This window comes from Microbacterium sp. NPDC056569 (assembly GCF_042793475.1).
Lineage (GTDB): Bacteria > Actinomycetota > Actinomycetes > Actinomycetales > Microbacteriaceae > Microbacterium.
The window spans coordinates 217,534-239,507 of record NZ_JBHTUV010000004.1; the positions used below are offsets into that span (position 1 = coordinate 217,534).

Consider the following 21,974-nt stretch of genomic DNA (forward strand, 5'->3'; position numbering starts at 1 on the left):
CGAGCGGGCCCCGGCACCGGGGTGATTCATCCGTCGACGTCGACGGGGGAAGGCAGGACATGTCTCAGACCACAACATCGGCGGCCGATGAGGCGCAGGGGACGCCACCGCCGGAACGCGGAGGAAGAAAGCCTCCGTCACGGCGGACGACCCGGCTGGTCGTCACGATCGGGCTCATCCTGATCGCGGCGCTCGTGGTGTTCCTCCTGCTGAGCCCTCCCAACCCCGACGCGAGACCCGTATCGCTCGGATTCTCGTACAACTCGTTCTTCCAATGGCTGGGAAATCTGGGGCCCATCGTCCAGATCCCGATCATCGTGGTGGTCTTCGCCGCCGTCGTCGGCATCCTCCTGGTGCTGATCGAGTTCGCTCCGCGTGCCGGGAAGGGCTACTTCTGGCTGCGGCTCATCTCCTGCTTCGCCATCCCGTTCCTCGCGTTCATGCTGCTGCGCCCGTACCAGGGTGCGGTCGTCTACGTGATCGCGATCGCCCTCGTCGCCGGCGGTCTGCTCTTCTGGGCCGACTTACGAGCGAGCCAGGGCGCCGGCTACCTGTACCAGCTGACGCTGTTCATGGCGCCTGCCGCGATCGCGATCCTCGTCGGTCTCGTCTATCCGAGCATCGCGACCATCATCCAGTCGTTCTACGACAAGACCGGCGAGAACTTCGTCGGTATGGAGAATTACGTCTGGGCCTTCACGAACCCGCAGGGATTCTGGTCGATCATCAACACGCTCATCTGGGCGATCTTCGCGCCGATCTTCGCGACTGTCGTCGGGCTGGCTTACGCCGCCTTCATGGAGAGGGCGCGTGGTGAACGGCTGCTCAAGCTGCTGGTGTTCATGCCGTTCGCGATCGCGCCGGTGAGCATCAGCCTCATCTGGAAGTTCGTCTACGACTACCGCCAGGGCGAGCAGATCGGCACACTCAACGCGATCATCGTGGCGTTCGGCGGCCAGCCGGTGCCGTGGCTCGACATCTGGCCACTGGTCAACACGTTCTGCCTGCTGTTCGCGTTCGTCTGGGCGCAGACCGGATTCGCCATGGTGGTGCTCTCGGCCGCGATGAAGGCGGTGCCGGTGGAGCAGCTCGAAGCGGCCCAGCTCGACGGCACCTCGGCATGGCAGCGGTTCATCAATGTGACGGTGCCGGGCATCCGCACCTCGATCATCGTCGTCCTGACGACCGTCACGATCGCGGCACTGAAGCTGTACGACATCGTGGCGGTGATGACGGGCGGTCGCGCGAATTCGACGGTGCTGGGCTTCGAGATGGTGAACCAGCAGCAGCGCTTCCAGAGCTACGGCCACTCCGCAGCGCTCGCCGTGCTGATCTTCGTGTTCGTGACGCCGCTGATCATCTACAACGTGTTGCAGCTGCGCAAGCAGAGGGAGGTGCGGTGATGACCGCCGTCGACTCGAAGACGCCGCCCCGCATCGACAAGGCCGAGGCGCGAAGGGTCGCGCGCGAGACGCGTCGCAACGAGGCGCTGGCGCACAAGCGGCTGACGTCGCCCCTGGCCACCGTGATCGCGGTCGCGATCGCGTTCCTGTGGACGATCCCGACGCTCGGCCTGCTCATCACGTCGTTCCGCCCCGGCGCGGACTCGGCGACGACGGGCTGGTGGACGGTCTTCACCAACCCCGACTTCACGCTCGGCAACTATCAGGCGGCGCTCACATCGGGCGGGACCGCCCTCACGCTCGGCGAGTCGTTCCTCAACTCGCTCGCGATCACGATCCCGGTCACGATCTTCGCACTCGCGGTGGCGTCGCTCGCCGCGTACGCGTTCGCGTGGATGGACTTCAAGGGCCGCGGATTCCTGTTCGTCGCGGTGTTCGCGCTCCAGATCGTCCCGATCCAGATGGCGCTGGTCCCGCTGCTGAGCCTGTTCTCGAGGGGTCTCGAGATCGGCGACGTGCAGATCTTCCCCGGCCTCGAGATGCGGGAGGTCGACCACAGCTTCGCGACCGTGTGGATCGCCCACGTCATCTTCGCGATGCCGCTGGCGATCTTCCTGCTGCACAACTTCATCGCCGAGATCCCGTCGGATGTCATCGAGGCGGCGCGCGTGGACGGCGCAGGACACGGACAGATCTTCTTCCGGATCATCCTGCCGCTCGCGACGCCGGCACTCGCGTCGTTCGCCATCCTCGAGTTCATTTGGGTGTGGAACGATCTGCTCGTCGCGACGATCTTCGCTCCGACCACATCATTGCCGATGACGCAGACACTCAACTCGTTGTCCGGCACGTGGGGCAACCAGTGGTTCCTCGTGTCGGCGGGTGCGTTCCTCGTCCTGTTCGTGCCGATCATCGTGTTCCTCGCACTGCAGCGGTTCTTCGTGCGCGGCCTCATGGCCGGTGCGACGAAGGGCTGACAGCCGGAACACGGATGCTGCGGCCCGGCGGCGGGCCGCAGCATCCGTTCGTCCGGGACCGTGTCGCTAACCTGATCGCATGGATGCCTCCGCCGACGCTCCGCCCCTGCCCGACGTCGACGCGGGGCTGAGCACCGCGGAGGTCGCCCGCCGGACGGCCGACGGGCGTACCAACGCCTACGCCGCCGACACGAGCCGGAGCGTCTGGACGATCGTCCGTGCGAACGTGTTCACCCTCTTCAACGGCATCGTCTTCGCGTGCTTCTTCGTGCTGTTCGTGCTCGGGCGGTGGCAGGACGCCCTGTTCGGTCTCGCGGCGTTCGCGAACTCGATCATCGGCTGCGTGCAGGAGTTCCGGGCGAAGGCCGCGCTGGACCGGCTCGCGCTGCTGAACGCGCCTCTCGCGCGGGTGCGCCGCGACGGCATCGAGGCCGACATCGCCCCGCCCGACGTGGTGCTGGACGACATCCTGGTGCTCCGCGCCGGGGATCAGGTGCCGGCCGACGCGGTCGTCGTCCGGACACGGGCGCTGCAGATCGACGAGTCGATGCTCACGGGCGAGTCCGACGCGGTCGACAAGAAGCCCGGCGACGACGTCCTCTCGGGGTCGATCGTCGTCTCGGGGGAGGGATCCGCGCGGGTCTCACGGTGGGGGCCGACTCCTATGCGAACCGGTTCGCCGGGGAGGCCAAGCGCTTCTCGCTCGTCGCCTCCGAGGTGCGGGCGTCGGTGAACCGCGTCCTGAAGTGGATGAGCTGGATCATCGGGCCGGTGGGGCTCCTCGTGCTGAACGCGCAGATGATGGTCGCGGGCGGTTGGGCGCAGGCGTGGGGGAACGGCGGCTGGGTGCAGGCGGTCGTGAACACGATCGCGGCGCTGACGGCGATGATCCCGCTCGGCCTGGTGCTGATCACCTCGATCACGTTCGCGGTCGGCGCGGCGAAGCTCGCCGCCCGTCAGGTGCTCGTCAACGAGCTGCCGGCGGTGGAGGGGCTCGCGCGGGTGGACATGATCTGTCTCGACAAGACGGGGACGCTGACCGCCGGCGACATCGCCTTCGACGCGATCGACCGCATGCCCGACGCCGCTGCGGGCGTCGACGAGGCACTCGCCTGGTTCGGCGCGGCGCCGGATGCGAACGCGACGGCCCGCTGCCTGCGTGGGCCGTTTCCCGGCGCAGTCTCGCTGGATGCGTCCGCGTACATCCCGTTCTCCTCTGCCCGGAAGTGGAGCGCGGTCTCGTTCCCCACCGGCCCCGTCGGGACCTGGGTGCTCGGCGCCCCCGAGATGGTGTTCGGAGACACGGCGACGGATGCCGCCACCGACCTCGGCCGCGCCATCGTCGCGCTCGCATCATCCGGTCGCCGCACGCTGGTCCTCGCGTACGCCCCGTCGGTGCTGCACGACCAGGACGTCGAGGGGGAGCGGCTGCCGGCGGCGCTCACGCCGGCCGCCGTCGTGACCTTCCGGGAGCAGGTGCGCCCCGACGCCGCGCAGACGCTGGAGTACTTCTCGCGCCAGGGTGTCGGCATCCGTGTCATCTCGGGCGACAATCCCCGCACGGTCGCCGCGATCGCCCGCGAGGTCGGCCTCGACGTCGCGGACGGGTTCGACGCTCGGGGCCTCCCGGAGGACGACGCCGAGCTGGCGGACGTGCTCGAACGGAACGTCGTGTTCGGGCGGGTGACGCCCGAGCAGAAGAAGCGGATGGTGGTCGCGCTCCAGGCGCGGGGACACACGGTCGCCATGACCGGCGACGGGGTCAACGACGCCCTCGCCATCAAGACCGCGGATCTCGGGATCGCGATGAACTCCGGTGCCGCGGCCACCAAGGCGGTCGCCCGCATCGTCCTGCTCGACGGGCGGTTCTCGCACCTGCCCGACGTCGTCGCCGAGGGGCGTCAGGTCATCGCGAACATCGAGCGCGTCTCGATGCTGTTCCTCAACAAGACCGTCTATGCGACGGTGCTCGCCGTGCTGTTCGGCGTGCTCGTCCTCGAATTCCCCTTCCTGCCGCGGCAGCTGTCGATCACCGACGGCCTCACGATCGGCATCCCGGCCTTCTTCCTCGCGCTGCTGCCGAACACGCAGCGGTACGTCCCCGGGTTCCTGCGCCGCTCGCTGGCGTTCGCCATCCCGGCCGGCGTGATCATCGCGGTCGCGCTGACCCTGTACACGCTGGGTGCGATGGAGCTCGGCGTGAGCGAGCCGGAGCTGCGGACCGGGTCGACGATCATCCTCGCGATCGTGGGGATCTGGGTGCTGACCGTCCTGTCGCGGCCGATCACGCGGTTCAAGGCGCTCGTGATCGGCGGGATGTTCATCGCACTCGTCGCGGTCTTCACGGTGCCGTTGCTCAGCGAGTTCTTCCAGCTCGTGGACCCCGGCGAGGAGGCGGCGTGGCTCGTGACCGTCGTGACAGCGTCGACGATCGGCGCGATCGAGATCGTGCGGTTCTTCCACCGTCGCTACGTCGCGCGGTCGCTCGCCGCCGCCTGATCAGCGTCGGCGTCCGTGCGCCGGAAGTGCCGGGAACCCGGAGGGAACCAGAGTGCGACGAGGATGAGCACCTCGATCGCGAGCTGCACGGCAGTGCTCCAGTCCCAGCCGTCCGTCGTCGCGATCGTCACCGCGTTCAGCACGATCAGGATCGCCAGGTACCCCGTGGCGAGCAGGCGTGACAGCCGGCTGCCCCGAGCGATGCCGGACGCCACGGCCACCAGCAGGAGCCCGAACAGGATGATCCCGGCGCCGAGCAGCGAGACCGGGAGGACGTCCGAACGCGGAGCCTCGTAGCGGCTGAGGAGGACGAGGATCCCGAGCAGCACGGCGGCGAAGGCGCTGACGTAGACCAGGACGACCGAGATCGTCACCACGACGGGGCGTCGCCGCGCGGGCGGTCCGGCCTCGGCAGACGTGTCGGCGGTCACGCGACCACTGTAACGACCGCGGCGCCTGTCAGTCGGTGCAGCCGAGGCGCGTCCGGATCGACGTCATCGCGTCGATCTCGGCGGCCTGGCCGTTCTTGATCGCGGTCGCGACCTCGAGGGCGCGCGGGTCGGTGCCGAGCTCGAGGAGCGCCTCGGCCATCGGGATCGCGCCCTCGTGGTGCCGGATCATGAGCGTGAGGAACCGGCAGTCCGCTTCCTGACCGGTCGCCGCCCGGAGGGCCGCGATCTCAGCGGCCGAGGCCATGCCCATCGCCGCGTGGGCCTCCTCGTCGGTCATCGGCTCGGACGAGGTGCCGCCGTGCGCGTGGCCGGCCTCGGAGGCCTCCATCCACTGCATCATGGGCCCGCCGGACTGGGGGAGGCCCCACTGCACGAGCCAGTCGTACATCTGACCGCGCTGGCCGGCCTGGCCGGTGGCGATGTCGTAGGCGAGGACCCGCACCTCGTCGTCGTCGGTCTTGCGGTAGATCTCCATCGCCATCTCGATGGCCTGCGCGTGATGCACCTGCATGTCGCGCGAGAACCCGGCCTCGGGCGAGCTCGCCCCGGGAGCGGTTGCGGCGCTCTGCGCGCCGAACGTCGAGAAACGTCCCACCGCGAACGCGAGGCCGGCGATGAGGATGAGTGCGACGGCGACGACGAACCATCGCCGGGAGGTTCCCGCCGATGGCTCGTCGGTCATGCCGGGACCTACTTCTTGCCGGGCGCTTCGTACGCGCCGGTGCAGGCAGCGCCCGGCTCGGGAGCGCTGGTGCTGTTCCAGTACGCCTGGATGAACTCCTCGATCCGCGGGTCGTCGGCGGAGTCGACCTTCAACTGGGCGTTCCATGCGCTGACGGCGATCGGGGTGTCCATGTCGGGATACGGCGTGAGCAGCGTGTACGTGGAAGGGAGTAGGTCCTCGAGCGCCGCGATGTCCTCGTCGGTCACCTGGGCGGGGTCGTACGTGATCCACACGGCGCCGTGCTCGAGGGAGTGCACCGCGTTCTCGTTGGGCACCGGCTCGGTGTACACCCCGCAGTTCAGCCAGATCGCGTTGTGGTCGCCGCCGGCCGGCGGAGTCTGCGGGTAGTCGACCTCGGTGTCGACGTGGTTGGCGGTGTTGGTGAAGGTCTCGACCCCTTCGATGCCGCTGCCGTCGCCGTCGCCGCGGGCGTACGACGGGGCGGGGGCCGGCGCGAAGACGATCGAGGCGACGATCGCCCCGACCACCAGCACCGCGGCGGTCGAGCCGACGATCCACCACACGAGCTTGCTGCGCTTCCGCTTGGCGAGCTGCTTCTGGTACTCCGCCAGCTTCTCCTGGCGCTTCTGCTCGCGCTGCTGCTTGACGGTGAGGTCGATCTTCGCCTGGGTGGCGGGGTTGCCGCTCTTGCGCTTCTCGTCGGAGGTCGGGGTCATGCTCGTGATCTCTGCCAATCGATGGAACAGGGGTCGGGGCGCCCGCAGCGCGGACCGCGGGAAGGCGGATGGCGGGTTGCCCTCATCTTATGCGAGCGCATGAGTCCGTCCCCTGGGAAGGCGCCGACAGCGCCGGCCGGGATCGACGAGGACGGATGCCGCGGAATCCGCTTGCGGGCGGGGTGGAGGCATCCGTTATCATGGGTACTCGAATCGATTCGACTTCGACGTCGATCGAGCGGGCCCCGGTGCCGATCGGCAGCGCCGGACGACCCGCGCCACCTCGGTCCGTTCCTCTCTGCGCGCGCCCAGTCCGGCTCTGCCGGTGTCGACGCCGTGCCGCATCGCCCCGCCGCCCCGTCGACCCCTGCCACGAAACGAAGTCCACTGTTGCTCGACACCGCCTCCATCCCCGTCCAGAAGCCCGAAGCCCGGATCCCCGACGCAGAGATCCCCGCCGCGCCCAAGCCGCATCCCCCCTCGACCGGCGCCATCCGCACGCTCGGGAGCAATCCGGCCACCGCGCCGATCGTGCTCCACCCCGGCGACTCGATCACGCACCGCCGCCGCGTCCTCTACATCGTGCTGCTCGGCGCGCTCACTGCGCTCGGCCCGTTCACGATCGACCTCTACCTGCCGGCGTTCCCCGTGCTCGAGGCCGACTTCGACACCACGGCCGCGATGATCCAGCTGACCCTGACCGGCACCATGATCGGCTTCGCGCTGGGGCAGCTCATCGTCGGACCGCTCAGCGACAAGGTCGGCCGTCGCATCCCCCTGCTCTCGGTGACGGCCCTCCACGTCGTGGCCAGCGTCGGCGCGGCGCTCGCGCCCACGCTCGAGCTGCTGTCGGTGGCACGCGTCCTGCAGGGTGCGGGCGCCGCGGCCGGTGGTGTCGTGGCGGCGGCGATCGTCCGCGACCTTTTCGGCGGCCGCCGCCTCGTGGTCATGCTGTCGCGGCTCGCACTCGTCTCGGGCGTGGCGCCCGTGCTCGCGCCGCTCGTCGGCTCGGCCCTCCTGGCCGTCATGCCCTGGCGCGGCATCTTCGTCGTGCTCGCCGTGTACGGCGCCGTCATGCTCGTGGCGTCGATCGTTCTCCTGCCCGAGACGCTGCCGCCGGCGCGCCGCCACGAGAGGGGCGCCACCACCGTGTGGCAGCGCTACCGCAGCGTCTTCAGCGACCGCGTCTTCATCGGCGTGCTCATCATCGGCGGCATGACGTTCTCGGGGCTGTTCTCGTACCTGTCGAGCTCGTCGTTCCTCTTCCAGCTCAGCTACGGCCTCACCCCGCAGGAGTACGGGCTGATGTTCGCGGTCAACTCGCTCGGCGTGGTCGTCGGTGTGCAGACGGCGTCGCGACTCGCAGCCCGGTTCGGCCCCCAGTGGGTCATGGCCTGGTCGACCGCGGTGCTCGTGGTCGCAGCATCCGCCATCATCGTCACGGACCAGCTCGGCCTGGGTCTCTGGGGTACGATCGTGCCGCTTTTCGTCTTCATGACCGCGTGCGGTTTCACGTTCCCGTGCGTGCAGGTGCTCGCGCTCGACCGCCACGGCAAGGCCGCGGGCACGGCGCAGTCGATCATCGGGGCGACCAACTTCGGCGTCGCGGGCCTCATCTCGCCGCTGGTGGGCTGGATCGCGAAGGACGCCGGCATCACGGCGACCACGATGGCCGCGGTCATGGTCGGGTGCGCCGTCATCGGCGTGCTGTCGCTCTGGTTCGTCGTGCGCCCGCGCACGGTGGAGCGCCTCGCGCCCTGACCGGACGTCAGGCCTCAGCCGGCCGCACCGGCTGCAGGCGGAAGAGGCGCACGGTGCGCCCGGACTCCCGCTCGTAGTCGCGGTAGCCGGGCCACTGCGACTCGATGCGCGCCCACACGGCGTCGCGCTCGAACGCGGGTACCGGCGCGGCGTGCACGGGCATGCGCCGGCCGCGCACGGTGATCGCGGCGTCCGGGTGCGCGAGCAGGTTGGCCGTCCACGCCGGGTGGCGGGTGCCGGCGAAGTTCGTGCCGGCGACGATCGCGCGGCCGTGTCCGTCGGGCGTGTACATGAGGGGCACGTCCCGTGGCTCGCCGGACCTCGCGCCGACCGTGTGCAACACCAGCGAGGGGACCAGCAGCGCGCTCACCTGGACCCGGCCGTGGGACGCCCACGCGACGAAGCGCTCGACCGGCGGCAGGAACGTGGGTCCGATCGCGCGCCGGAACACCCTCGTACGGGTGAGCGGGGCGATGAGCCTGCGCACCACGTCGACGACACCCGATGCCATCCGGACCTCCTCGCACTCGCGATGAGACCGCACGATAGCACCGGCCGCGGCGCCACGGTGGTGCTGTCGTGAGGTCTCGTCACAACGGCCGCCCGGGCCCTCGGCATGCGGCGCGCCGGTCCGCAAGGGGGTGGCGTCGCCGGGAGCGCCGGGCAGAATGGGGCGATGACGACAGTCCAACGCCGCGTCGCCGTCCCGGTCATCGCGTACCTCGCGGTGGGGTCCGGGCTCGTCGTGCTGTCGTGTCTCCTCGGCTGGTGGATCTTCGCGCGCGGCGACGAGCCGTTCGCGATCGACACGGCGTGGAACCTGCTCGTGGCCGAGCTGTGGCATCCCGCCCTCACCGGCTTCTCGCAGGTCATGAACTTCCTGGGCGGCGGGTGGTTCAGCGTCCTCGCGGTGCCGATCGGCGCCGCGGTCGTGCTGATCGCGCTGCGCCGGCCGTGGGCGGCCGCGTACTTCCTCGCCGCCGAGGCCGTGTCGGCGGCGGGCGTGCAGGTGCTCAAGCACCTCTTCGGCCGCGTGCGACCCGAAGACATCCTCGTGATCTCGGACTACGGCTCATACCCGTCGGGGCATGTGGCCAACGCCGCCACGATCGCGGTCGCCGTGGTGGTGATCTTCCCGCGCGTATGGGTGGCGATCGTCGGCGCGGCGTGGGTGCTGCTCATGGCCTTCAGCCGCACCTACCTGCACGCCCACTGGCTCAGCGACACCGTCGGCGGAGCCTTCATCGGCGCCGGTGCGGCGCTGCTGGTCGCGGCGGCGTTCGCCGTGCCGATGGCTCGGGAGGGAACGGATGCTGCGGCGAAACGCCCGTCGTTAGGCTGAGCGCATGACTGCCTCAGCGCCCGAAGCGTCCGCACAGCCCGATCCCGCCGTCGCCGCCGCCGATGCGGAGCTCGCGCGACTGCGCGCCGAGGCCGAGGCCGCCGAGGCCCAGCTGAAGGCCGCCCAGGCCAAGGCCGCCCTCGCCGCCGCCGAGGCCGCCGCCGCGAAGGCGCGAGCGACCGGCGCCCGCGCCGCACCGGCACAGCCGGGGCCCGTCGAATCGGCGGTCACTCCTGCCGGACCCGCACCCGCCGAAGCCCCTGCGCCGGCCGACGCCGGCCGGACCGTGGGTTGGGAAGCCCAGGGGCCCGCGCGAGCGACCGCCTCGAACCCAGCGACGCAGGAACAGAATCCCGACCCCACTACCCCCGATTCGCAAGACGGCCCGCTCACCCCGCAGGAAGTCGAGAAGGTCACGGCCGGCTACTCCTTCGACGGGGAGACGCTCGATCTCGGCGCCCTCCTCAACGGCGACCCGGTCCCGTCGGCGCAGATCCGCATCCCGCTGCCGATGATGAACCGCCACGGCCTCGTCGCGGGCGCCACCGGCACCGGCAAGACGCGCACCCTGCAGGGCCTCGCCGAGCAGCTGGCCGCGAAGGGCGTGCCGGTGTTCGCCGCCGACATCAAGGGCGATCTGTCGGGCGTGGCGACGGCGGGGGAGCCGAGCGAGAAGCTGCTCGCGCGCACGCAGGCGATCGGTCAGGACTGGCAGCCCACGGCGTCCGTCACCGAGTACTTCGCGCTCGGCGGTGTCGGCAAAGGCGTGCCGGTGCGGGCGACGGTGTCCGGGTTCGGCCCGCTGCTGCTCAGCAAGGTGCTCGGCCTCAACGACACGCAGGAGTCGAGCCTCGGCCTCGTCTTCCACTACGCCGATGCGAACGGCTTGGCGCTCGTGGACCTGTCGGACCTGCGCGCCGTGCTCACCCACCTCACGAGCGACGAGGGCAAAGCCGAGCTCAAGGAGCTGGGCGGCCTGTCGGCGGCGACGGCGGGCGTGATCCTGCGCGAGCTCATCACCTTCGCGGATGCCGGGGCCGACGTGTTCTTCGGCGAGCCCGAGTTCGACGTCGCCGACTTCATCCGCACGGCGCCGGACGGGCGAGGGGTGATCAGCCTGCTCGAGGTGCCCGGTGTGATCGACAAGCCCGCGCTGTTCTCGACGTTCCTGATGTACCTGCTGGCGGAGCTGTTCGAGATCCTCCCCGAGGTCGGGGATGCCGACAAGCCGAAGCTCGTCTTCTTCTTCGACGAGGCGCACCTGCTCTTCAAGGACGCGTCGAAGGACTTCCTCGCGGCGATCGTGCAGACGGTGCGCCTCATCCGCTCGAAGGGGGTCGGCGTCTTCTTCGTGACGCAGACCCCGAAGGACGTGCCGTCCGACGTGCTGGGCCAGCTCGGCTCGCGGGTGCAGCACGCCCTCCGCGCCTTCACCCCCGACGACGCCAAGGCGCTGCGCGCGACCGTCGGCACGTACCCGAGATCGGGCTACGACCTCGAGCGGGTGCTGCAGGAGCTCGGCACGGGCGAGGCGATCGTCACGGTCATGAGCGAGAAGGGCGCCCCGACGCCGGTGGCGTGGACCCGGCTGCGTGCGCCGCAGGGGCTCATGTCGCCGACGCCGGAGCCGGCGATCGTGGCGGCGGTGAACGCGTCGCCGCTGCTGGCGAAGTACGGCACGGCGATCGACCGCGAGTCTGCGCGCGAGGTCCTCGCGGCGAAGATGAAGGCCGCCGACGACGCGGCCGCGGCGGAGGATGCCGCGCTCGCGAAGGCGAAGGCCGATGCCGAGTACGCGAAGCAGAAGGCCGCGATCGACAAGCAGCAGGCCGCGGCCGAGAAGGCGAGCGCGGCCGCGGACAAGAAGGCGCAGCAGGAGTACGAGCGGCTGCTCAAGAAGACCGCCGGCACCACGCGCACATCGCGGTCGGCCCAGAAGTCGCCGATGGAGCAGATTCTCAACTCGAAGTCGACCCAGACGATACTGGGTGGGGTGATCCGCGGGATCTTCGGCACCGGCAGGCGCTGACGCATCCCGACCCCGGCGGGTCGCTCCCGATCCGGAGGTCCCGCGTGCGCCGCAGAGCAGTGGTCGTCGTCGCGCTGACGTTCGCCCTGGCGACGGCCACGGCGGGCGTCTGGCTGGCGATCGCGGCGACGGCGGGGAACACGGATGCTGCGCCCCCGGCGTCCGCCTCGCCCTCGGCGTCTGCGTCGGCCCCGGTGACGGCCGACGACTACTGCTACGTCGAGGCGATGATCTACTACCGGGTCAAGGAGCAGGAGCTCGCTGAGACGCTGCTGCGAACGCAAGGGGTCGACGCCGGCGCGAGCGGGTTCGCGACGGGCGTGGCGGCGCGCAACGGTGACGAGCTCGAAGATCTGCGGACCTGGTACCTGTCGTGGGCGGACGCGCGCCCGGCGGAGCCGCCGACGGACGGCCCCTGCGGCGGGCACGGCTCCGACCACGCCCAGATGCCCGGCATGCCGTCGTGGAGCGCGCTGCAGGGATTCGTCGACGCCGAGCATCCCGACGCCGAGCGCCGCTTCGCCGAGATCCTCCAGGCGCAGAACACGGGGATGATCGCCCTCGTCACGCTGATCCTCGACGGCGACCCGCACCCGGACGTGGTCGAGTCCGCGGAACGGGTCCTGAAGCAGGCCGCGGCCGACCAGGACGCGCTGCAGGGGATCTTGGACTCGTTGCCCTGACCGCTCGGACGCGGATGGATGCCGCGGCCCGCAGCATCCGTGTTCCCCCTCCTCCGACAGGTCAACCGGGCGTCTGCATGACCGGGGAACAGGTTTTCGTCCTGGGCAAGCCCGGTTGACCTGTTGAAGAGGTCGGGCAGAGGAGTCACCAGCCGCTGAGCGAGCCCAGCGGGGCGAGCGTGCGGGCGGCATCGCGAAGGACGCCGACGTGGCGCGCCGCGACCGAGAGACGCGAGATCGACGTCGACAGCGTCACGGCGCCGACGGGGCGGGCTGCGTCATCGAGGATCGGGACGGCGAGGCAACCTCGGTCGGAGGTGAGCAGCGCGACCTGCTCGGTGTACCCGCGGACGGCGAACGCCTCGTGGATCGCCCGCACGTCGTCGGGGGGAGGGGCGACGCGCCAGCTCGGTGCCTGCGGGATCCGCCGGTCGGGATGCGCGACGAGCCAGAGGTGGCCGATCGCGGAGCGCGTGGGATCGGCCAGGAGCGCGTCACGATCAGACAGCGGCTGCGTTTCATCCTCGTCGAGCACCATCAGCCCGGAGCGGTGGAACGCGAACAGGTGAACGGCCTCGCCGGTGGCGCTGCGCAGCCGCTCGACCACCGGCGCATGGTCCGGCCGGGAGCGCGCGCCTACGACCGCGGCGAGCTCGAGCACCCGGGTGCCGAGGAGGAAGCCCGAGAAGTCGCCGCGCCGCACGAGGTACTCGTCGCGCACCAGCGAGTTCACCACCCGGTACACCGTCGCGCGGGGCGCGCCGACGGCGCGGGCGATCTCGGCCGCCGAGGCGCCGCGGTCGTCGCGCGCGACCTGCTCGAGGATCTCCAGCGCGAGGCCGAGACCCTTCTCCGGCAGGCGGGTGTCGCCCGCGACGCCCGCTCCGCTCACGTCCGCGCCGGCCCTTCGATGCAGTCCGCATCGGTCGGCCAGTCGTGCACGCCGACGCGGGCAGCGACGCGCGGATGGCGCGCCATGCGGACGGACCCGGCAACGACGACCGCAGCGAGGACGCCCGCGGCCCACAGCAGTCCGGACGGGTTGTCGCGCAGCGTCGCGGCGAGGTAGAACCCCAGCACGCACAGCAGCCCGGCCAGGGGGAGCGCGCTGAGCACGGCGGCGCGCGCGGTGAGCTCGCCGATCCGGGCGAGGAACACCGGAGCCGCTCCGCAGACCAGCGCGTATGCGAGCACGAAGCCGAGGATCGACGCGGGGGACGTGACGATGCGCATGTCCTGCCGGCTGCCGCCCCCCGCGAGGATGACCACCGGGACGAGGGTGACGGCGCACGCCAGCAGCATGCCGCCGAGGGCGGGCACGCCCCGGCGCGAGACACGGCCGAACGCCGCGGGCATCAGCCCCTCGCGGCTCATCGCGAAGAGCAGTCGGGTCGCGGCATTGGTCATCGCGAGCGCGCAGGCGAGGAACGAGGTCGCGACGATCACGTCGATGAGGTTCGCCAGGCCGGTGACCGATGCGAGGGATGCGGCCCCCGGCCGCTCCGCCACGATCGACAGCTGCGCGGCGGTCCCGACGAGCATGACGAGGCCCGTCGCGCCGACGCTCACCATGATGGCGCGCGGGACGGCGGCGAACGGACGACGGGTCTCGGGGCCGAGCGCTGCCCCGCTCTCGAATCCCACGAACCCGATGAGCGCGAAGGCGACGCCGGTGATGATCGCCTCGAGCGACACGTCGGGGGCACGGGGGAGAAGGAGTCCGACGTCCCAACGGGTGAGGCTGAGCGCGGCGATGGACAGTCCCAGCACCGTCACGACCGCGATGGACTCCAGCACGAGGAGCACGCGCGTCGACATCCGCAGCCCGCGCGCGACGACGAAGGCGATGACGGCTCCGAACCCGGCGATGAGGGCGATCACGAGCCACGGGGGAGCATCGCCGCCGCTCAGGAGGTTCGCCAGCCGCGTCGACCCTGACGCGAGCGTGTTCATCCCCACGGCGAGGTAGCCGATGCCGAGCGCCGCACCCGTGATGAGACCGACGTGCGAACCCAGCCCCCGCACGGCGAACGTGTAGAGGGATCCGGTGCTGGCGATGCGGCGCGCGAACATCCCGATCACGAGGCCGACCCCGACGACGAGGGTGATCGTGATGGCGATGTCGAGGAACGCGAAGGAGCCGCTGCGCGCGTAGGCGGCGGCGGGGTGGATCAACAGCACACCCGCGGGCGCCGTGGCGGCCACGGACTGCGCGACGACGTCGACGGTGTGCGCGTGGCGGCGACGGAGGCCCGCGAAAGGCGAGGTCGCGCCGAGGTCGGTGCGCGGCCGGGCCTTCTCGATCGCGTCCGCGAGTGCACTGCTCACGCGTCCTCCTCGCTCCCGCCGCCCGCCGCCCTGCGGCTCGGCCTGACGCTACCGGGCTCGCGTTGCCGGTAGCGGCGGCGCATGTTTCCACCTCGTGACGCGCTCTGAGAACGCACCGCGCCGAGTCCGCTCCGCCGTCTCACGAGGATTTCGCTCGGCGTTCGCGGCCCCGAACCATCGGGAAACGGCGACGTCGAAGAATCGGCCCCGACGCGGGTGCGAGCCGCGTCTCCGCCGTCGAAAGGACTCCTGTGACCGAACAACAGCTCTCCACCGAGGGGGACTCGCCGCCCTCGGACCCGCGGCCCTCGAGGCGGGGCCGCCTCCTCACGCCCCGCACGCTCGGCATCGGCTCCGCGCTCGCCGCGACGGCCGCCGCCGTCGCCCTCGTCTTCGCGACCCAGACCGCCGTGCAGGCGACCTCCTCACCCGAGTCGCCGGCGTCCACTCCCATCGCCGCCGACAGCACCGACGAGGACGCCCCCGAGAAGGCGACGGAGGTCCCGAAGCCGGCCACCGTCGCCGCCGCGTACGACGGACTGACCGGCACCGAGGTCGAGTACGTGCGCTTCGTCGGCGCCCAGGACCCCGCCTTCGCCGCCGGCAAAGACCTGTTCGGCGAGCCCGGCCTGCAGTTCCTCTCGACCGACGTCGCCGACCCGCAGGCGTACACGGACGGACACCGCCGGCTGCTCTCGCTGTACTACGACTACGCCACGAACGAGACGGTCAGCATGATCGTCAACGTCACCAACGGCGCTGTCGAGTCGGTCGATCGCGCCACCGGCACGCAGCCCGCGCCGACCGACGCCGAGACCTCGTTCGCGTGGGAGCTCCTGCTCGACGACGACTCGGCGCAGCCCGTGGTCGACGAATTCGCGGCCCTCACGGGCGGCTCGGCCCTGACGCCGACCTCCGCCGAGGTGCTCCTCACCGCCCACTCGTTCGTGACGGATGCCGGATCCTTCGGCGCCGAATCGTGCGGCGTCGACCGGTGCGTGCAGGTGCTCGCCCAGGTCGACGGCGGCGCCTTCCTCACCACCAGCACGTACGTCGTCAACCTGTCGACGCGTGCCGTCCTGTCCATCTCATGACCATGGAGACACTCCCGATGAAACGAACCTCCCTCCGCCGGGTGCTCGGCGCGGGCACCGCGATGGCCCTCCTCGCGGGCGGCCTCGTGCTGTCGGCGCCGGCCGCCGCCTCCGCGCAGACCATCACCGAGGCATCCTGCTCCGGCGAATCCCTCGTCTCGGAGACCCTCGAGTCCGGCTCCAGCTGGCAGATGTGCTGGCGCCTCGACACCTACCGCGGGCTCGTGCTCGACAAGGTCGCGTACCAGCCGCGTGACGACGCCGCGCCGACACTCGTGCTCGACTCGATCGCGCTCGCCCAGCTCAACGTGCCGTACGACACGGGCGCCACCGAGTACAACGACGTGACCACGTACCAGGTCGGCGGTCGCCGTCTGCAGGCGATCGAGGCGGTCGACTGCCCGGTCGGCGAGGTGTTCAACGCGTGGGTCGACGCGACCCGCGGCGCGATCCCCGCCCTGTGCATCGGCGAAGAGGACTCGGGTCTCGCGTACCGGTCGAACATCGCGCGCGACGCGCTGTATGCGGCGCAGGGCACCGACCTCGTGCTGCACACGGTCTCGCGCATCGGCTGGTACGAGTACCAGACCGAGTACCGGTTCCACGACGACGGCGAGATCTCGGTGCGCCTCGGCGCCACCGGCGACCTGTCGCCGAACGACTACGTCAACGTCGTCAACCAGGGCTGGCCGATCGCGCCGGGGCAGGAGGACTTCGCGGTCAACCACTACCACTCGGCCTTCTGGCGCGTGGACTTCGGCATCGACGCGGGCGCGAACCAGGTCGTCGAGAAGTTCGCCACCACCCCGACGGGCGAGTACGGCACGACCGGCGACACCGGCCACACCGCGATCCTCGAGACGCAGCTCAGCCAGATCACGAACGAGACGAAGACGATGGGCTCCAACCGCGAGGCGTACCGGGTCGTCAACCCGCAGAGCCTCAACGCGGACGGCCACGCCCGCTCGTACGAGATCATCGTGCCGCGCGACCAGGCGTACAACCTCAACCCCGAGACCGACTTCGACATCGCGTTCACGTCGGCGAAGTCCGACGAGGTGCACGCGAGCCACAACCTGATCCCGTCGAAGGCGGGCCAGATGGTGACGGACTACATCGCGGACGGGGAGACGCTCGAGGACCCGGTGGCCTGGGTGAACGTGGGCTTCCACCACATCAACCGCGACGAGGACCAGAGCCCCATGCCGATCCACTGGCAGGGATTCACCCTCTACCCGCGCGACTTCGCCGCGCAGAACCCCAACATCCCCGAGGGCCGCAAGTGGGTCAACGGCGACATGCGCGGCGTTCCGAACCCCAACATCACGCCGACGCCGACCGCGTCGCCCACGCCCACTCCGACCGCCACGGCGGAGCCGACCCCGACGGCGACGCCGACTACGCCGGGCAACGGCAACGGCAACGGCAACGGCAACGGCAACGGCAACGGCAACGGCAACGGCAACGGCAACGGGAACGGGAACGCGGCCACGCCGGCCGCCGCCCCGGTGACGTTCGGCTCCAGCGAGGTCGCCCCGGGAGCCGCGCAGACGGCGACCGCGAGCGGGTTCGCGCCCGGTGAGACGGTGAGCGCCGTGATGCACTCCGACCCCGTCGACGTCGGCACGTTCGTCGCCGACGGCGAGGGCGTCGTGAGCGCGCAGTTCATCGTGCCGTCGAGCACGCCGGCCGGCGAGCACACGCTCGTCCTGACCGGCCAGACCTCGTCGACGGTGGCCGAAGGCACCTTCACGGTGGCGTCCGCGTCGCCCGCGGCGGTGTTCGGGGCCCTCGCCACCACCGGCACCGACGCGAACCGCTGGGCGCTGTCGGGCCTGGTGCTCCTGGTCGCCGGTGCGGGACTCGCCGGCACCTCGTGGTACCTGCGGCGTCAGCAGAGCCTGAAGGCTCACGCCTGACCCGCTCCTGCGGGGCGGCGCCCGGCGCCGTCCCGCAGGACCCTCTCCCGGCGGATCCCGCCGGGCCGAGGCATCCGGATCCGAAGGGACACCCACATGCGCAACCGCATCGCCGCCCTGGGCGTCGTGCTGGCCGTGTCGACCGTCGCGGCCGGTGGCGCCGCGGTGGTTCTCGCGCTGACCACGCCGGCAGACTCGGCACCGCAGGCCGCGGCAGCAGGAGCGATGACGGATGCTGCCACCGCCGCCTACCCGACGGCCCAGGACCACTGCTACATCGAGGGCATGATCCCGCACCACGAGCAGGCGCTCGAGCTCAGCGGACTGGTGCTCGAAGCCACCGGTGTGCGAGACCGCACGCGCGCACTCGCGGAGTTCATCGTCGCCGACCAGGCGGCGGAGATCGACACGATGCGAGCGTGGCAGACCGCGTGGCACGGCGCCACCCCGGCCGCCGGCTCCGCCGGCGGGCACCAGGGTCACGGCAGCGTGCAGGCCGTCGCCGGCACGATCGCGACCGGCTGCGACGAGCACGCGCACACGAGCATGAAGGGCATGGCGACCGCCGAGCAGCTCGCCGCGCTGGATGCCGCAGACGGAGCCGCCGCCGACCGGATGTTCCTCGAGCTGATGATCGCGCACCACGAAGGCGCACTCGAGATGGCCGAGAGCGCTGTGCGCGAGGGCTCGAACGCCTTCGTCCGCACCTCGGGCAAGCACGTGCTCGTCGAACAGGAGCGCGAGATCGCCGCGATGACGGCGCTCCTCGCCGAGGTGCCGTGACTCCCCTCGCTCAACAGGTCAACCGGGCTTCTCCAGGAGATTCGCGTCGCATTGGCTCCTGCGATACCGCGGTTGACCTGTTGAAGCCGGGTGGCGGGCGGCGCGCACGCGGGCGAGGCATGCTCGTCGCGGTCGGCCGGCGTCGCCGCAGGCTCCTGTCGGCGGCGGCCGTCCTGGCTCCCGTGGCCGCCGCGCTCCTGATCGCCGCGGCCTTCGGCGTCGCGACGGTGCGCAACGACTCGATGAGCCCGACCCTGCACTCGGGCGACAGTGTGGTGTTCGACCGCTGGACGGCGCCCGCGCGGGGCGACGTCGTCCTCCTCGTCGACCGGGCGGGCTGGTCCGGTGCGCCCGACACGCTCCTCGTGAAGCGGGTCGTCGGCATCGCAGGAGACGTCGTGGTCTGCTGCGAGGCGGGCAGCGGTCGCCTCGTCGTGAATGGCGTGCCCCTCGAGGAGCCGTACGCGGGCGAGGTGCGCCCGGGCGGCGACATCCCGTTCCGCGTCACCGTCCCCGAAGAAGCTGTCTGGGTCATGGGGGACAATCGCGCCGGTTCCGCCGACTCGCGCCTCTCGGTCTCGCAGCCCGGTCACGGCGCCGTGCCCCTCGCCGATCTCCGCGGCACCGTGCGGCTCTGGTGGGGCTGAGCGCTTCCTCGCTGTCCCATGACGGATGCTGTGGGCCGCAGCATCCGTCCCCTTCGCGTTCGTTCGCCACGGATGTACGCGGGGATGCCTCTCTGCCGTACATCTGTGGCGAACGAACGCCGGGGGGTGGGAGCGGCCCTCAGGGGCCGCGCGAGGCATAGCCTGGGGGCATGGCGACGAAGCCCCCGAGAGCCGATATCGACGAGACCCGCGTGCACGTCTCGCGACCCAAGAAGGTCGCAGTGGGCGTGCCGGCGGTGCTGCACGCGCTCGAGATCGCGAACGAGCAGATGGGCGTCACCCGCTCGGTGCAGACGCTGCTGCGCGTCAACCAGAAGGACGGGTTCGACTGCCCGGGCTGTGCCTGGCCGGAGGAGGACAAGCGGCACATCGCGGAGTTCTGCGAGAACGGCGCGAAGGCGGTGGCCGAAGAGGCGACCCTGCGCCGTGTCGGGCCGGAGTTCTTCGCCGCGCACTCCCTCGACGAGCTCCGCGGCCACGACGACTGGTGGCTCGGACAACAGGGGCGTCTGACGCACCCGATGGTGCTCGAAGAGGGCGCGACGCACTACCGCCCGATCTCGTGGGACGCCGCGATCGCCCTCGTCGCCGACGAGCTCACCGCCCTCGACGATCCCGACGAGGCCGTCTTCTACACCTCCGGCCGCACCTCGAACGAGGCCGCGTTCCTGTACCAGCTGCTCGTGCGCGGCATCGGCACCAACAACCTGCCGGACTGCTCGAACATGTGCCACGAGTCGTCGGGCTCTGCGCTCACCGAGACGATCGGCATCGGCAAGGGCACGGTGTCGATCGAGGACATCCACGAGGCCGACCTGCTCATCGTGGCCGGGCAGAACCCCGGCACCAACCACCCCCGCATGCTGTCCGCGCTCGAGAAGGCCAAGCAGCGCGGCGCGACGATCATCGCCGTGAACCCGCTCCCCGAGGCGGGGCTCATGCGGTTCGAGAACCCGCAGACGGTGCGCGGCGTCGCGTTCGGCGGCACGAAGCTCGCCGACGAATTCGTGCAGATCCGGCTCGGCGGCGACCAGGCGCTGTTCCAGGCGATCGGCAAGCACCTGCTCGAGGCGGAGGCCGCCGAGGGCGGCGTTCTCGACCACGCCTTCATCACGGAGCACACGAGCGGTTTCGACGCCTATCGTCAGGCGAGGACGGATGCTGCGTGGCGCGACCTCGTCGCCGCCACCGGGCTGCCCGAGAAGGCGCTGCGCCGCGTGGGCGAAGCCGTGCGCACCTCGAAGGCGACCATCGTCTGCTGGGCGATGGGGCTGACGCAGCACAAGCACTCGGTCGCCACGCTGCGCGACATCGTGAACGTCCTCCTCCTGCAGGGCAACATCGGGCGGCCGGGCGCCGGAGTCTGCCCCGTGCGCGGGCATTCCAACGTGCAGGGCGACCGGACCGTGGGCATCTACGAGAAGCCCTCGACGGCGTTCCTCGACGCGCTCGACGCGGAGTTCGGGTTCGCGGCGCCGCGCGAGCACGGGTACGACACGGTGCAGGCGATCCGCGCGATGCGCGACGGCCTCGTGCGGTTCTTCATGAGCATGGGCGGCAACTTCGTGTCGGCCACCCCCGACACGGCGGTGGTCGAGGCGGGGATGGCGCAGGTAGGGCTCACCGTCCACGTGTCGACGAAGCTCAACCGGTCGCACGTCGTGACCGGGCGGCGCGCGCTGATCCTGCCGACGCTGGGCCGCACCGACCGCGACCGGCGTGGCGGGCGGGAGCAGCGGGTCACCGTCGAGGACTCGATGGGTGCCGTCCATTCCTCGCGCGGCCGGCTGGCACCGCCGTCCGAGGAACTGCTCAGCGAGGTCGCGATCGTCGCGCGCCTGAGCGCGCTCGTGTTCGGGGCCGAGTCGCCGGACGCCGCCCCGCGGTCGTTGAGCGAGCGAGGAACGAGTGAGACGAAACGCCCCGGACGCGGCGCACACCCTGACCCCGCCTCCGATCACGGCCTTCCCGAGCACGGCGCCGCAGAGCGCGAGCGTCGGGATCCGGCAGGGCTGCAACATCCGTCCAACGCTCCCCAGGCGGACTGGGCGGCGCTCGAAGCCGACTACGCGCTCATCCGCGCGCACATCGAGCGGGTCGTGCCCGGCTTCGACGACTACGAGGAGCGCATCGACAAGGGACGCACGCTGCACCTGCCGAACGGTCCTCGCGACGCGCGCCGGTTCGCCACCGTCGACGGCAAGGCGCGGTTCACCGTGAATCCGCTCGAGTACCCGGTGATCCCGCGCGGGCGGCTGCTGCTGCAGACGCTGCGATCGCACGACCAGTACAACACCACGATCTACGGCAAGGACGACCGGTACCGGGGCATCCACGGCGGCCGCCGCGTGGTGCTCGTGAACGCCAAGGACATCGTCGCGCTCGGCTTCGCCGAGAACGATGTCGTCGACCTGGTGTCGGAGTGGACGCGCCCCGACGGCGCGATCGAGGAGCGTCGCGCCGAGGAGTTCCGCATCGTCGCCTATCGCACGCCGCGGGGCAACGCCGCCGCCTACTACCCCGAGACGAACGTCCTCGTGCCGCTGGACTCCGTCGCCGACGTCTCGGGCACCCCGACATCGAAGTCGGTCATCGTGCGGCTCGAGCGCCGCGCATGAGCGGCGCGTCCGCGCCT

17 protein-coding genes and 1 pseudogene are annotated in these 21,974 nt (G+C 70.9%); 12 read left to right on the forward strand and 6 right to left on the reverse strand.

Annotation, left to right across the window (positions count from 1 at the left end):
* Positions 1-59: 59 nt before the first annotated feature.
* From ACFQ7C_RS07030 to ACFQ7C_RS07040, 3 genes and pseudogenes are all read left to right on the forward strand, one after another.
* Complete coding sequence (locus ACFQ7C_RS07030) at positions 60-1,403, forward strand: carbohydrate ABC transporter permease (protein ID WP_378898789.1); 1,344 nt, start codon at positions 60-62, stop codon at positions 1,401-1,403.
* Positions 1,403-2,380 (forward strand): carbohydrate ABC transporter permease, encoded by a 978-nt coding sequence (locus tag ACFQ7C_RS07035; RefSeq protein WP_378898790.1) that lies wholly within the window; start codon positions 1,403-1,405, stop codon positions 2,378-2,380. Before ACFQ7C_RS07030 ends, ACFQ7C_RS07035 begins: the two co-directional genes overlap by 1 nt.
* Before the next feature lie 79 nt (positions 2,381-2,459).
* Positions 2,460-4,879: pseudogene (locus ACFQ7C_RS07040) on the forward strand (HAD-IC family P-type ATPase).
* On the opposite strand, the gene ACFQ7C_RS07045 reads toward ACFQ7C_RS07040, so the two are convergent.
* Genes ACFQ7C_RS07045 through ACFQ7C_RS07055 form a run of 3 tightly spaced genes read right to left on the reverse strand, consistent with a single transcriptional unit; the run spans position 4,849 to position 6,732 of the window.
* Complete coding sequence (locus ACFQ7C_RS07045; RefSeq protein ID WP_378898791.1) at positions 4,849-5,310, reverse strand: hypothetical protein; 462 nt, start codon at positions 5,308-5,310, stop codon at positions 4,849-4,851. The pseudogene ACFQ7C_RS07040 and the gene ACFQ7C_RS07045 sit on opposite strands and share 31 nt — an antisense overlap.
* Positions 5,311-5,338: 28 nt before the next feature.
* The gene (locus ACFQ7C_RS07050; protein ID WP_378898792.1) at positions 5,339-6,013 is read right to left on the reverse strand and encodes a DUF305 domain-containing protein; all 675 of its coding nucleotides are present in this window, start codon (positions 6,011-6,013) and stop codon (positions 5,339-5,341) included.
* A gap of 8 nt (positions 6,014-6,021) precedes the next feature.
* Positions 6,022-6,732, reverse strand: a complete 711-nt coding sequence (locus ACFQ7C_RS07055; protein ID WP_378898793.1) for a DUF3105 domain-containing protein — start codon at positions 6,730-6,732, stop codon at positions 6,022-6,024.
* Positions 6,733-7,122: 390 nt separating this feature from the next.
* Here ACFQ7C_RS07055 and ACFQ7C_RS07060 point away from each other — a divergent pair, with 390 nt between their 5' ends.
* Positions 7,123-8,493, forward strand: a complete 1,371-nt coding sequence (locus ACFQ7C_RS07060; protein ID WP_378898794.1) for a multidrug effflux MFS transporter — start codon at positions 7,123-7,125, stop codon at positions 8,491-8,493.
* A gap of 7 nt (positions 8,494-8,500) precedes the next feature.
* Here ACFQ7C_RS07060 and ACFQ7C_RS07065 read toward each other — a convergent pair whose 3' ends face one another.
* Positions 8,501-9,004, reverse strand: a complete 504-nt coding sequence (locus tag ACFQ7C_RS07065) for a nitroreductase family deazaflavin-dependent oxidoreductase (RefSeq protein ID WP_378898795.1) — start codon at positions 9,002-9,004, stop codon at positions 8,501-8,503.
* A gap of 165 nt (positions 9,005-9,169) precedes the next feature.
* Between ACFQ7C_RS07065 and ACFQ7C_RS07070 the strand changes: the two genes are divergently transcribed.
* From ACFQ7C_RS07070 to ACFQ7C_RS07080, 3 genes are read left to right on the forward strand one after another with little or no spacing between them, the layout of a single operon-like run.
* Positions 9,170-9,835, forward strand: a complete 666-nt coding sequence (locus ACFQ7C_RS07070; protein ID WP_378898796.1) for a phosphatase PAP2 family protein — start codon at positions 9,170-9,172, stop codon at positions 9,833-9,835.
* A 4-nt stretch (positions 9,836-9,839) separates the two neighbouring features.
* The gene (locus ACFQ7C_RS07075; RefSeq protein WP_378898797.1) at positions 9,840-11,864 is read left to right on the forward strand and encodes a helicase HerA-like domain-containing protein; all 2,025 of its coding nucleotides are present in this window, start codon (positions 9,840-9,842) and stop codon (positions 11,862-11,864) included.
* A gap of 44 nt (positions 11,865-11,908) precedes the next feature.
* Complete coding sequence (locus ACFQ7C_RS07080; RefSeq protein ID WP_378898798.1) at positions 11,909-12,547, forward strand: DUF305 domain-containing protein; 639 nt, start codon at positions 11,909-11,911, stop codon at positions 12,545-12,547.
* A gap of 145 nt (positions 12,548-12,692) precedes the next feature.
* Here the strand turns inward: ACFQ7C_RS07080 and ACFQ7C_RS07085 are convergent, their stop codons facing one another.
* Both ACFQ7C_RS07085 and ACFQ7C_RS07090 read right to left on the reverse strand, forming a co-directional pair.
* Complete coding sequence (locus ACFQ7C_RS07085; protein WP_378898799.1) at positions 12,693-13,439, reverse strand: IclR family transcriptional regulator; 747 nt, start codon at positions 13,437-13,439, stop codon at positions 12,693-12,695.
* The gene (locus ACFQ7C_RS07090; protein WP_378898800.1) at positions 13,436-14,875 is read right to left on the reverse strand and encodes an APC family permease; all 1,440 of its coding nucleotides are present in this window, start codon (positions 14,873-14,875) and stop codon (positions 13,436-13,438) included. The genes ACFQ7C_RS07085 and ACFQ7C_RS07090 overlap by 4 nt, the downstream gene beginning before the upstream one ends.
* A gap of 251 nt (positions 14,876-15,126) precedes the next feature.
* On the opposite strand from ACFQ7C_RS07090, the gene ACFQ7C_RS07095 reads away from it, so the two are divergent.
* From ACFQ7C_RS07095 to ACFQ7C_RS07115, 5 genes are all read left to right on the forward strand, one after another.
* Complete coding sequence (locus ACFQ7C_RS07095; RefSeq protein ID WP_378898801.1) at positions 15,127-15,969, forward strand: hypothetical protein; 843 nt, start codon at positions 15,127-15,129, stop codon at positions 15,967-15,969.
* A gap of 17 nt (positions 15,970-15,986) precedes the next feature.
* A complete protein-coding gene (locus tag ACFQ7C_RS07100; protein WP_378898802.1) occupies positions 15,987-17,888 on the forward strand; it encodes a hypothetical protein in 1,902 nt (633 codons plus the stop codon).
* 96 nt (positions 17,889-17,984) lie between these two features.
* Positions 17,985-18,671: a DUF305 domain-containing protein gene (locus tag ACFQ7C_RS07105; protein ID WP_378898803.1), complete on the forward strand. Its 687-nt coding sequence runs from the start codon at positions 17,985-17,987 to the stop codon at positions 18,669-18,671.
* Positions 18,672-18,790: 119 nt separating this feature from the next.
* A complete protein-coding gene (lepB, locus tag ACFQ7C_RS07110) occupies positions 18,791-19,318 on the forward strand; it encodes a signal peptidase I (RefSeq protein ID WP_378898804.1) in 528 nt (175 codons plus the stop codon).
* Positions 19,319-19,488: 170 nt separating this feature from the next.
* Positions 19,489-21,957 (forward strand): FdhF/YdeP family oxidoreductase, encoded by a 2,469-nt coding sequence (locus ACFQ7C_RS07115; protein ID WP_378898805.1) that lies wholly within the window; start codon positions 19,489-19,491, stop codon positions 21,955-21,957.
* Positions 21,958-21,974 lie beyond the last annotated feature (17 nt).